The organism is Bradyrhizobium sp. 170, assembly GCF_023101085.1.
Taxonomy (GTDB): Bacteria; Pseudomonadota; Alphaproteobacteria; order Rhizobiales; family Xanthobacteraceae; genus Bradyrhizobium.
Genome location: NZ_CP064703.1, coordinates 6,194,827 through 6,207,193 on the forward strand (window position 1 = coordinate 6,194,827; position 12,367 = coordinate 6,207,193).

The window sequence follows — 12,367 nt, forward strand, 5'->3', positions numbered from 1 at the left end:
TCAATCGGATTGATTTTGTGTCATGGCCAGTCGTTTCGCGGACAACGGTTAGTCGATCGTGCGTTCTGCCGCAACAATGCTGGACATTATCGTTACCAAATCTGGACTCGGTTGCGTTCGTGAATACTGATTCGTCTTATGGTTGCAAAAACGATACGCATTGCGCCGTCCCTCAATCCCAAAAGCACGACGGCCCGCCGAAAAGCGGGCCGTCTTGTGGTCAAATCGTGTTATCGGCTGGCCTGATTACCTGTTGGTGCTGGCCTTGGCGCGGCTGGCGCGCCATTCCAGGAACTCGCGATACAGGGGATCCTGCGGGGCAAGTGCGGCGGCCGGTGCAGCAACAACCGGCGCCGGCGCGGTGCCCGATGCCGACGACATGGCCGCGCCCGCCGGCAACGGCATGTTGCGGTCGAGCCATTCCTGCGCGGACTTGAAGCGGGTCCAGCCCGACACCGTCGCGCGTGGCGCCATTTCCTTCCACTTCGGATGGAACGGCGGACGCTGCAGCTGCGCGACCTTGTCGAACATGGTGTCCACCAAAAGCGACAGGCGGCGGTAGCGATCGCTGTTCGGCGCCCAGTTATACGAGGCCAGCACGGCCTCGGCCGCAATCGTCTCCACCGAGCCGCCATCCGCCACCAGGTTCGGGTAGTCCGCCGACGAAAGCTTGGACGGCAGATATTCCTCCTGCAGCGGCTTGGCATAGTCGACCGGCACCAGATGCAGGTTGCGGTCCTGGATCTGGTTCAGCCATTGCAACGGCTTGCCTTCGATCGCCACGATCGCGTCGACCTCGCCCTTGCGCAGCATGTCCACCGCCAGCCGCGGCTCCTGATAGATCAGATGCGGCCTGATCCCGAGCCGGTCGAATACATTGATCGCCGTCACGAAGGTAGAGCTGTCAGGCAAATCGACCACCACGGTCTTGCCGTCGAGATCCCGCATGCTGGTGATCGACCTCGGCGCCAGGACGTGCATTTCCTCGTTGAACATCTTGGCGACGTAGACAAACTGATTGCGGATGTCCTTGGCGAAGTCCTTGCGGTCGAGATAGGACAGCGTGTCCTTGCGCACGATTCCGGCGTCGACGCCCCGCAGCAACAGGATATCCGACACCGCCTGCACCGATCCTCGGCCCATTACCGGCAGGATCCGCAGCGCCGTGCCGTTGTCGAGCACGGAGGCGAGATCGGCGCCGACCTGGGCGTAGGTAGAGCCGAACGAGCCGGTCATCAGGCTCACGGTGTTGGCGTTGAGTTGGTTCGCCAGATCGCGCTTGGTGGCGGTGCCGTACTTGAAGAGTGTCTTGAAGGAATCGCTGACGGTGCCGGGATCGATGCCGCTTCGCACCGGCCCAAAGAACTGCCAGTGGCCGCCCGTGAAGCGCATCATCCGCATCTGCTCGATCGTCGCGTGGTCGCTCGCGCTGGTATTGATCTGGATGCCCGGCACCATCATGGGAATCTGCAGGCCCTTGATCGAGCGGGCCTGCTTCATGATGTTTTCGCGCGAGAAGTCGTCGCCGCAGTTCTTCAGGACCTCGATAATGAGCCTGGAGTTCAGATAGCCGTAGACGGCCTGGCCGTTCGACTTGCTGACGCTCGGGACATAGCGCTCCATGAAGGCGCTCCATTCGCGGAACGCCGCGGGGCCGGCGCTGGCCGAATCCTCGCCCTCCAGCCGGTACATGGCCGACATAATGCCTTCGGCGTTTTCCACGCCCGCCGGCACCATTACGGCCGACACCGATTCAGACACCGAGGCGAGGAAATGCACCGGCTTCCAGCCGAGTTCGGCATTTCGCTTGATCGCCATGGTGGCGAATTTCGGCGTGGTGAATTGCATGAAGATGTCGGCGCCCGAGGCCTTGAGCTTGGCGATCTGGGCGTCGATGGAGGTGTCCGTCACCTTGTACGGCGCCTCGGCCACGATCGGAACCTTGCCGCCGAGGCCGTCCTTCAGGCCCTTGACGTAGTCCTTGCCGAAACCGTCGTCCTGATAGAGCACCGCGATCTTGCCGCGCGGATGGTTCTCCAGGATATAATGCGAATAGATGTGAGCTTCGGTCTGGTAGCTGGGCAGGAAGCCCATGGTCCAGGGAAACTCGCGCGGCTGGTCCCACATCGAGGCGCCCGAGGCGACGAAGAGCTGCGGGATCTTCTTCGCGTTCAAATAGGGGTGGACCGCCTGGCTGGTGTTGGTGCCGAGGCTCGCCAGGATAAAGAGAACGTTGTCTTCCTCGACGAGCTTGCGGGTCGCCTCCATCGTCTTGGTCGGATTGTAGGCGTCGTCATAGGAAATGAAATTGATCCTGCGGCCCTTGATGCCGCCCTCGGCGTTGACCTTGTCGAAATAGGCCGCCATGACCTTGCCGATCACGCCATAGGCGGAAGCCGGACCGGTATAGGGCATGCCGATCCGGATCTCGTTTGCCCCCGGGGCCGCCGCCTGGCCCTGCCCGAAAGCCGGCGCCGCCATCGCGGCCAGCATCAGCGCCGTTGCGGCGTTGCGCCGAGGCGCGGTGAAAAGCCGGCGCATGGCCTCTCCTGTCCGAAACCGGGACAGTTGCTCCATTCGCGGACGAGCGATTCCGATAGCTCCCATTGTAGTCCCCCCTGTGAGCCCATATTTTTTTGATATTTTTAAGGCGTGATGCGTGCGGGCAGCGTTTCAACCCTACTCGCCGACAATGTGTCTGAATCGGATTGATTTTGTGGCGAGTCCATGCGTTCCGCAAGGCATGGTTAACCGGCGAGCATTTCGCCACTTGGAAACGCCCTGAAATTGACATCACCGCGCAATCGAAGCGTGTTCGTGTGTGCACCACCGGTGCCTGCCGCGCATCATATTGCGACACGATATCAGCGATATCTCGAATAACTTTTGAATGATGGAGCGGGTGATTCGTCGACTCGGGCACCCTGCCCGATTGATTTTGGACCAGGTGCGGTTCGCTCCTGGTCCGGCGTATCGGCGATCCCGGCATCTCATCCGCTCCCGGAACCAAGGCGAGTTGCCTCCAAATCCTGGGCTCGATATCTGCTCAACGCTGCCGCTTCATCGCAGATCGATCGGTGATAGCGGGCGACGCCGTCCAGGGGATACCTGGCGAGGAACAGGGCCAATTCGGTTTCTGCGACAGCCGGAGGACCATTGCGAAGCGCCACATACACCGTTTCCCATTCACTGCAGAATCTCAGCTCGTCGACGCCGGCCGAGGCGGTCTCATCTCGCAGTTCATAGATATCGAACGCCTCGGCGAATCCCTTGGGGGTGATCCGGTCGACACTGCGAAGGCAAAATTGCGGGCCCACGCGCTCCCTCAACGCAGAGCTGATGAGGATCGAGGTTCCGTAATGCTTGTTGAGCCCTTCGAGGCGCGCCGCGAGATTAACCGTCGCGCCGAGCGCGGTGTAATTCATGCGGTCTTCTGACCCGATATTGCCGACGACGGCCTCGCCGGTGTGCAGGCCCATCCGCGTACGATACGCCGGCCATCCCTCCTGCTCGAACTCGGCATTGAGGCGATCATTGGCGCGTTGAAGCGCGAGCGCGGCAACACAAGCATTGGCCGCGTGATCCGGATCGTCTGCCGGCGCGTTCCAGATCGCCATGATGGCGTCGCCGATGAATTTATCGACGGTGCCGGCATGGATCATGATCTCGTGCGACATCGCGGCAAAGTATCGCGAGGTGTATTTCATGACCTGCGTCGGGTCGGCCTTCTCGGTGATCTCCGTGAAATTCACCACGTCGGAAAACAGCAGTGTGACTTCCCGACGCGTGCCACCGAGTTGCAGCGGAGTCCCGGTTTCAATCAACTTCTCTACCAGCCGGCGCGGCACGAAGTGCGAAAATGTCTCGGTGACGGTGCGCATGGTCGACACCGACCGGCCGAGTTCATCGATCTCGCGGATGAGCGAACGCACCGGCGGAGCCGCGGACGGTTCGAACCTCTGAATTCGATCGGTCTCCCCGGCGAGAGCGCGCAGCGAACGGGACAGCAGCGAGCCGATCAGAAACACGATCGGCACCATCAACGCGACGAAACCCAGCGTAACGGCAAACAGCCGCCGACGCTCGGAGAGGATACTGGCGAAGAACTCATCGACCGGCGCCACCACCGCCACACGCAGATTGGCCGGACCTGATTTGGGGATGGTCTGGAACGCCGCGGCATACAGCCGGCCGCGCGGATCGTAAAAGAACTGCTCGGCGATTCCATTCTCGCGCCACCCGCGGATCGCCTTGAGAACACCCGACATATCGGTCTCACGCAGGCGTGGAATCGTGCCCGAAACCTCCCTTCCGAGCATTTCAGACATCCGGGGATGGGCCAGAATGCGATCGTCATCATCAAACAGGAAGGCGACGCCGGAGGCGGTCAGGTTCTCCTTCTTCAACACCTCCTGGGTCACATCAAGCAGAAGGTCGCCCGCGCTCACGCCGCTCCTGCCCTGTTTCAGCGCGGACTGGACGGTGTAGCCCTGCTTTCCGGTTGCGAAGAAAACATAGGGCCCGGTCAGCCAACTGCCATCGCGGCGAGCGCCGTCCTTGTACCAGGGGCGCTCGCGTGGATCGTAGTCGAGAGGCCCCGGTAGCTCCCTGATCGTTTCGAGCCGGTCGGATAGAAACAGCCTCCTCGATTTGGCCTGGGCCGGGTCAGACCTTGAAATCACGACCATCCGGAACGCAGCCTGTTCGGGCGCCTCCAGCCTCGCGCGCGTTTCCCGTCCCGCGCCATCGATAGCGTCCATCTCGATGAACGAGCCGTCGTCGTAGGCTACGTACAGGTTGAAGAGCTGGTTGTTGTTCTTCAGCATGGCAGCGAGCAGCGCGACCAGCCGCGGATTATCGTCGATATCCGCGGACTGGATCGGCGGCAGCGCATTCAATATCTCGAGATTGTCCCGCACCAGCTTCAATTGCGAGCCGATCCGGTCCGCCGATAGTTCGGCGACCTTGCCGATGAACTGGCTGGCGGCCGTCTCCGTCACCGCGGCGATGCGCTGAAAACTGAGATAGACCAGCGTCAGGCCGATAACGAGCACAATCGCGACAAACAGCGCGATGATGGAGGTCTTGAACCCTAGCTGTACGCCTCCGCTTTTCATCTTCGGCTCACGATCTATTGCCCCACTCAAAACGGATTGACGTAATAGATGATCGCCACTTGTCGCAGCAGCACCTTGCGGATCACATGCGTCGCCTTGACGTGCTCGGTGAAAATCGCGGCTTCGCCGGTGGCGCCGGCCGGCAATGCGCGCGCGAACCCGGCGTCATCCAGCTTGATCCGCACGACGAACGGAAGCGACTGAATGATAGCGCGCGTCATTCTGCGCAATTTCTTTCGCGATACGATCGATGTTCGGCGTCCGGTAACCCATCAATCCGTGCGTGTAGCAACTGAGGTTCGATTGACCGATATCATCGCCCCAGATGACGAGAATGTTTGGCTTGCTGGTCTTTGCCATACCGATTACTCCCACTTTTTACTCCCACTTTTGGTTTTCTTGTGCACTTCCTTCGCGGACCTGAGCGCGCTCAGCTTCTCGGCATCAGCTTTTCGACGATCTGGTCGACGGTGAAGCTTGCCGCCTTCTGACGCGGCGGGAACTCCTTGAAGCTTTCGAGCCACTCGTGGACGATCGCCTGCGCCGCATACTGATACGGCACGTGCTCGATGAACCAGTCGTCGTATTTGGAGCTATCCTCTCCGGCCTCGAACGGATCCGAGCGAAGGTCGAACATCTTGGGAATCCGCATCTGCTTCAACGGCTCGCGCCAGACGTTCAGTCCGGTGGCAAGCTGCTCCGCGAACACGATCTTGTACTGGTCGACACGCAGCGCCATCAGGTCGCCGTCGTCGCTCCAGTAGAGGAAGCCCCTGCGCGGCGATTCCTTTTCCTTCCCCGAGAGGAACGGCAGAAGGTTGTAGCCGTCGAGGTGGACCTTGAAGGTCGTGTCGCCGGCTCTGTATCCCTTCTTCACCTTCGCAACGAGGTCCGGCTCACCCGCCGCCGCCGCGAATGTCGGGATGAAATCCTGCAGCGAGCAGATGTCGTTGATGACCCGGCCTGGCTCGATGACGCCGGGCCAGCGCATGACGCAAGGCACGCGCCAGCCGCCTTCCCAGTTGGTGTCCTTCTCGCCGCGGAACGGCGTCGCGCCGCCATCCGGCCAGAGGCATTCCTCAGCGCCGTTGTCGGTGGTGAAGACCACGATAGTGTTGTCGGCGACGCCGAGATCGTCGAGCTTCCTGAGAAGCTCGCCAACCAGGCCGTCAAGCTCCACCATGCCGTCGGGGTAGAGGCCGTGGCCGGTTTTGCCGACGGAAGACGGTTTCAGGTGCGTGAACACATGCATCCGCGTCGGGTTGAAATAGCAGAACCAGGGCCCTCCCTCCCTGGTCTTGCGCTCCATGAAGTCGAGCGCGGCGGCCAGGAACTCCTCATCTACCGTTTCCATCCGTTTGCGGGTCAGTGGGCCGGTGTTCTCGATGATCTGCTTTCCGATCTTGCCGAACACCGGATCGGCTGTAGCGTCTTCCCTGGCGATAGCCTTGCACTTCAGCACGCCGCGCGGTCCGAACTTCTTCTTGAAATTCGGGTCCTTCGGGTAATCCGTGTACTCCGGCTCCTCCTCGGCGTTGAGGTGGTAGAGGTTGCCGAAGAACTCGTCGAAGCCATGTACGGTGGGAAGGTGTTCGTTACGGTCGCCGAGGTGGTTCTTGCCGAACTGGCCGGTGGTGTAGCCGAGATTTTTGAGGAACTGCGCGATGGATGGGTCCTCAGCCTTGAGGCCGAGCGTGGCGCCAGGCATGCCGACCTTGGTCAGGCCGGTCCGGATCGGCGTCTGCCCGGTGATGAAGGCGGCGCGCCCCGCGGTGCAGCTCTGCTGTCCGTAGAAGTCGGTAAACATCGCGCCCTCTTTCGCGATGCGATCGAGGTTGGGCGTCCGATAGCCCATGATGCCGTGATTGTAGCAACTGAGATTGAACCAGCCGATATCGTCGGCCATGATGAAAAGTATGTTTGGCTTTCCCGGCTTCGCCATTTCTCACCTCCCTTCATCCAATAGTTGTTCTTCTGCCTTTGTCGTTGTCTCCTCACCCGAACGGGCCAACCTGAAACACCATGCTGACGATGGCAGCGATGCCGATGAACAGCAGAATTGCAGCGGTGATCAGCGTCAGCGAAACCGGAAAGCTGCTCTGGGCATGGATCAGCCCGGCCTCGGTCATGGCCTTTCGCTCCTCGCGAAGGTGACCCATGAACTGCAGGTGGTAGGCGATGCCGCCGATCAGCATCAGAATGCCCAGCACGACGAGCGCCATGCCGAAATTGCGGGCCGAAGCCGCATGCGAAATGACGGCTTGGTCGCGCAGCTTCTCGAATACCTGGAAGATCGTGAAGCCGAACGAGATCAGCGACAGCGACGTCCGGATCACCGACATCAGCGTGCGGTCAGCGCTCATGCGCGTACGCTGGAACGACATGCCGGTGCGGCGCGAGGATAGCTCGACCGAGACCTGGTCAGGATTTGACTTGGAGGTGGCGCTTTCCATGAACTGAACGCCTCTGAACTGCATCAACGCGCCATTGTCTTTCCACAGCGAACCACTAGGTTACGGCCTGTTCGACGAACCATCGAAAGATGAAATAGGGAATGACAGCGAGCAGGAGCGCCATCATCAGCGCTTCGCCGGGATAGAAGCGATCAAGCACCTTGAACTGGTAGATCACATCCATGCTGAGACCGAGCAGTACGACGCGCGCGGTGGAAATCAGTCCCTCGCGCAGCCTGCCTTTCGGGGCATCCGGACTCCACAACGCGGACCAAAAGAACGCTTTGTGGCCCTGTCGCGCATCCCTGATCCCGTCAGCAAGCGCGGCGAGTGCAGCCATCGCTGGCTGCAGATAGAAACGGAACGTCATCGGCCCGTGAATGCGGTCGTAGATATCTGCCCAGAAGCGGCGATGAACTTCCGTCGACCAGCCGTACCAGTAGACACCGAGTGTTAGCAGGATAATGGTCAGCACAACGACAAGCCATGTCATGGCACGCGCCATCGTCGATGGCGCAAGCTCGCTCACGGCGCCGCCTCCCCACGCATCACGCAGCGGAACCCGAGGTGACTGGTCGAGGTATCGATTGCCTCTGCATGACGCGCCGCGGGGCGATAGCGGCGGCAGTAATTCGGCGCGCACAGATGCGAGCCGCCCTTGATCACCTTGCGCGGGATCCTGATGTTGGGCTGGCGCGGGTCGTAGCTGCCCTCCTCGCGCCCACCACGCGGGTTCTCCGGAATGCAGCACGCCTTCGGCGCGTCGGCCTCATGCTTCGGAGCATACCAGTCGGCCGTCCATTCCCAGACATTGCCGATCATGTCGTGAAGGCCATATCCGTTGGGCGGGAATGCCGCTACCGGCGAGGTCCGCTCGTAGCCGTCCTGGTGCAGATTGTGCAGCGGGAATTCGCCCTGCCAGATGTTGGCCATATGCGCACCACCGGGCGTCAGTTCGTCGCCCCAGGCGAATTCAGCGCCATCAAGCGCGCCGCGCGCGGCGAACTCCCATTCCGCCTCGGTCGGCAGGTCCTTGCCTGCCCATCGCGCATAGGCAAGCGCGTCCGCGTGACACACGTGCACCACGGGGTGATCGTTCAGGACGTTGATGTTGCTCTTGGGCCCATAGGGATGCCGCCAGTTGGCGCCCTTCATGAAGGTCCACCACTGGCTCCAGTCGCGCAAATCGTAGGTCGAGTGCGGTCGTTCGAACACCAGCGAGCCCGCGTAGAGCATGTGCCGCAACGCGCCGGGGTAATCCCTGGGATCGGGCGGGATTTCGGCATTGGTCTTGTGACCTGTCGCGATCACGAAGCGCGCGAACTGGCGGTTGGTCACCGGCGTGCGGTCGATCCAGAAGCCATCCACCGTCGCGAGGTGGGCCGGCGCTTCTTCGGGATAATGCTTGTCGGAGCCCATGCGGAATGTGCCGCCGGGAATCCGGATCATGTCGACGGTCCCGTTATCCTCCGATTGCTCTTCGCTCGGCCTTTCGGCTTGCAGCAACGTCATGGCACAGACTCCAGACGCGCACGGCCAAGGACGGCTGTCCTAAAGACCCTGCGTTCGATTCGGATCGGTGTAACGCCAGCAGCCAGGCCGCCGCTATCTCTGCCGGCATGGTCGCGAGCGCCGTAGCCGTCGCGGCGGCCAGCACAACTTGTTGTTCTTTGTCATTGCGCCCACTCCCGGTATGACCGAATCATCGCATCGGAGTGCGCAGACCTCCCCATCGCGTGTGTCCGACTCGATCGGACATTCACGCGCGACCTGTTGACGATTCAGCGATGTTAGGACAACTCGACGTTGTTGTGATGTGCAGTTTGTGCCAATCAGCACCCGCGCAATTCCAGGCTTAATGCGGCACTTCGCTAATCGATCAATCGATATCCACTGACCGAACGACCATAGCGTCTGTCCGAAAATTTGAACCAATTGATTCTCATCGGCTCCGCAAGCCGCGCCAGGATTCTCTGCAACAGAAGAGCATCGGTTGCAGTGGAACCGTAAAACTCATTGTGGTCGCGCTAGAGTTGTGTCTAGATCGATTCGGGGACGGGGCATCGCTTCCTTAGGGGGTGGCCGATGCGCGTCGGTTTGTGCGTGGCGCTGCTCGCAGTCGCAATTCTCTACTCGCTGGGCACGCGAGCGGAAGCAGCCGAGGCTGCGACCGGCGTTTATCTTCTGGGTTCGCGAACCGTCGGAGCCGGCATTGCGCCGCCGGCGAGCGTCTACTTCCAGGATAACACCTACTTCTACAGCGGCAAGATCGGCGGCGGCAATACCAGCAGCCAGATTGCTGCAGTGAAGCCGATCAAAACAAAATTCTAACAACACGGAGGCCGCGCCATGCGCCGGCCGATCTTGGTGAATAGCTGCAGCCTGGACAGCTTCGAAGGCCTTCACCATGCAATTCAGGGATCCCATGTCGAGGTGATGCAACTCGGCCGCGGAAAGTTCCGGGGCTCATTGAGCCATGTCGGCATCGGAGATTTTTCGCTCAGCATCGGCTCGTTTTCCGTCGGCGTTCGCACCCAGCGCGTACCAACCGATGACAAGCTCGTTGTCGGAATGCTGCTCAACGCAGAAGACCGCGTCACCCACTGGTCTTTTGATATGCGTCCAGCGGACGTGCTGATAATGCCGCCCAGTACCGAGCATGACGGAATTTTCCGTGGTGCCTCGGCCTATGCCGCGATCCGCCTCGACCTCGCCGAGGTCACGTCTCTGTTCAAAGGCGAACCCAGGTTGAGCGATCCGGCCGCATGGCTCACCAAAAACCATTATCGGGCGGACACGTCGATCAGCGTCGCCGCGACACGCCGGCTGCCTCTGATCATTTCCCGCCTGGCACAGCACCAGGGTGCTTTATCCGACGCGGCCGCCGATTTCTGGAAACGGTCCATCGTGGACGCCGTGACCGGAACGATCATGCATGCGCTACCTCCGGACTCCAGGGGGCCTTTGCCCTCCGCGACGCAGTTGGTGGGAAAAGTCGATGACTACCTCGAAACGACCGGCCTCAGACCAGTGCACATTTCCGAGATCTGCGCGCACCTCAACGTCACGCGACGGACGCTGCATCGCGCATTCTTCGACGTTCTCGGGTTGGGGCCGATAACGTTCCTGCGTCACAAACGGCTTTGCGCCATCCATTCTGTTCTGAGGGAGAGCAACCCCGGGTCGGTCACAGTTTCGGAAGTTGCGATTCAACACGGCTTCATCGAGCTTGGACGCTTCTCGCATTACTATCATTCGCTATTCGAGGAGCATCCATCGGAAACACTTGGCCGCCGCGGCGCGCAAGCCAATCGGGAAAGTAAGCCGAGTGGTCGCGCCCTTCGTTTCGCTTCGTTGTAGCTGTTCACGCCCTCCAATGTGTCTCTGTCCGCAAGCAAGTGTTCGATCCGAATGCGAAAAAGCGCATTGCGGCAAGCAGCGGAAGAGGATCCGTGAAGCAAAAAGCCCGGCACAAGGCCGGGCGTTTCGCAGCCAATAGCGCCTCGATCAGAACTTGTAGCTCAAACCCGCGCGCAACGTGTGAATCTGGGTATCGCCCCAGCTGAAGCGAACCGGAAATGCGGGGAACACCGCACTATTGAAGAGCGCGGACGTGCCGTCGAATCTGTAATAAAGATACTCACCACGCAGCAACCAGTTCTGCGACAGCGCCCATTCAGCGCCAGCGCCTGCCACCCAGCCGGTATTGGTCTCATTCAACGAGACGTTCGCAAGATACGTGAGGCTGTTGTTGTTGAACCGGCCATTATAGTCGATGTCGGCGATCGCCAAGCCACCGGTGGCATAGACCATGAAGGACGGCGTCGCCAGCAGCCCGACCCGAGCCCTGAAGCTGGCGAGCCAATTGACGTCACGACCCAAGGTGGTGCTTGCCGGAGGAGCCGGGGCGCCGCCGAAGAAGTTAACCCCCTGCGTTTGCGACTCGCCAATACTCGTCGACGTCCAATCGGCCTCAATGCCGAGGAGCCACTGTGGCGCGAACTGCCAGTTGTAGCCCACGTGAACACCGCCGACGAAACCGTCGCCTTTGAGATTACGAGCAACGGGGTCTGCGTTGAAGGCGGCCGGCGACGGGAGCGGATCCCAGCGCGCATCAGTGTCGCCCCAGCCGTAACCGGCATGCCCGCCGATGTAGAAGCCGGACCAGCTATAAACCGGCGCCGCCATGATTGGCGCCTTTGTCGGCATCCGCATATCGGCCGCGGAGGCGGCTGCGGTGCCGCCGATGATCATTGCTGCCGCCAAAATCAACTTTCTCATGTCAGAATCAACTTTCTCAAATCCAATTTCCGCGGGGATGCGAATTCGATAGGTCAAGCTAGACTGTTCTGACCCACAATCATGTCACCCAAAAACCACATTGGAACTCGAAAGCGCGACATTCGGATGTGCAAGCTTTGGAGGCGGTCCGCCGCTTGTTCAACGTCGAGCACAACCGCGCCGGCAAAATCCGAACGCGGAATTTCAGAAAACCGTCGGGAATGTTTGGTAACGAAAGTAAGCTGTCCGACACCGCTAGCGGCACACGTAACATCTGGAAAAACAGCTGGAGCGGGTGAAGGGAATCGAACCCTCGTATTCAGCTTGGAAGGCTGCTGCTCTACCATTGAGCTACACCCGCGCTGGCGTTGAACTAACACGCCATGCGGGCAGCCTCAACCCGCCCCGCCGGCCCTGTCAGAACATCCTGCGGGGCGGCCCCATCGTCCGGTCCGGGCCCTTAACAGGGCCTGATTCGGCTCCTATATTGATGTTTCCATCAACCCAACGAAAGGA

Annotated in this window: 9 protein-coding genes, 1 tRNA gene and 1 pseudogene; 2 read left to right on the forward strand and 9 right to left on the reverse strand. The window is 60.6% G+C overall.

From position 1 onward, the window contains the following. Positions 1–246 precede the first annotated feature (246 nt). From IVB05_RS28920 to IVB05_RS28950, 7 genes and pseudogenes are all read right to left on the reverse strand, one after another. Complete coding sequence (locus IVB05_RS28920; RefSeq protein ID WP_247779318.1) at positions 247–2,541, reverse strand: ABC transporter substrate-binding protein; 2,295 nt, start codon at positions 2,539–2,541, stop codon at positions 247–249. Positions 2,542–2,990: 449 nt separating this feature from the next. Next, positions 2,991–5,117, reverse strand: coding sequence for an adenylate/guanylate cyclase domain-containing protein (locus IVB05_RS28925; protein ID WP_247779319.1), 2,127 nt, complete (start codon positions 5,115–5,117; stop codon positions 2,991–2,993). A gap of 26 nt (positions 5,118–5,143) precedes the next feature. Then, positions 5,144–5,323, reverse strand: a pseudogene (locus tag IVB05_RS28930) (efflux transporter periplasmic adaptor subunit); the annotation flags it as partial. Positions 5,324–5,547: 224 nt separating this feature from the next. Next, positions 5,548–7,059 (reverse strand): arylsulfatase, encoded by a 1,512-nt coding sequence (locus IVB05_RS28935; RefSeq protein ID WP_247779320.1) that lies wholly within the window; start codon positions 7,057–7,059, stop codon positions 5,548–5,550. Positions 7,060–7,111: 52 nt separating this feature from the next. Continuing rightward, entirely contained in the window at positions 7,112–7,570 is a 459-nt protein-coding gene (locus IVB05_RS28940; RefSeq protein ID WP_247779321.1) for a DUF202 domain-containing protein, read from the reverse strand. 55 nt (positions 7,571–7,625) lie between these two features. Continuing rightward, positions 7,626–8,099 carry a hypothetical protein gene (locus tag IVB05_RS28945; RefSeq protein ID WP_247779322.1) on the reverse strand — a complete coding sequence of 158 codons (474 nt, stop codon included), beginning with the start codon at positions 8,097–8,099 and terminating at the stop codon, positions 7,626–7,628. Further along, positions 8,096–9,019 (reverse strand): formylglycine-generating enzyme family protein, encoded by a 924-nt coding sequence (locus tag IVB05_RS28950; RefSeq protein WP_247787059.1) that lies wholly within the window; start codon positions 9,017–9,019, stop codon positions 8,096–8,098. Before IVB05_RS28950 ends, IVB05_RS28945 begins: the two co-directional genes overlap by 4 nt. A gap of 636 nt (positions 9,020–9,655) precedes the next feature. On the opposite strand from IVB05_RS28950, the gene IVB05_RS28955 reads away from it, so the two are divergent. Continuing rightward, positions 9,656–9,901, forward strand: coding sequence for a hypothetical protein (locus IVB05_RS28955; RefSeq protein WP_247779323.1), 246 nt, complete (start codon positions 9,656–9,658; stop codon positions 9,899–9,901). Between the two features lie 18 nt (positions 9,902–9,919). Next, positions 9,920–10,930 carry a helix-turn-helix domain-containing protein gene (locus IVB05_RS28960; RefSeq protein WP_247779324.1) on the forward strand — a complete coding sequence of 337 codons (1,011 nt, stop codon included), beginning with the start codon at positions 9,920–9,922 and terminating at the stop codon, positions 10,928–10,930. Positions 10,931–11,077: 147 nt separating this feature from the next. Here the strand turns inward: IVB05_RS28960 and IVB05_RS28965 are convergent, their stop codons facing one another. Continuing rightward, entirely contained in the window at positions 11,078–11,908 is an 831-nt protein-coding gene (locus IVB05_RS28965) for an outer membrane protein (protein WP_247779325.1), read from the reverse strand. Between the two features lie 230 nt (positions 11,909–12,138). Next, positions 12,139–12,212, reverse strand: a tRNA-Gly gene (locus IVB05_RS28970). Positions 12,213–12,367 lie beyond the last annotated feature (155 nt).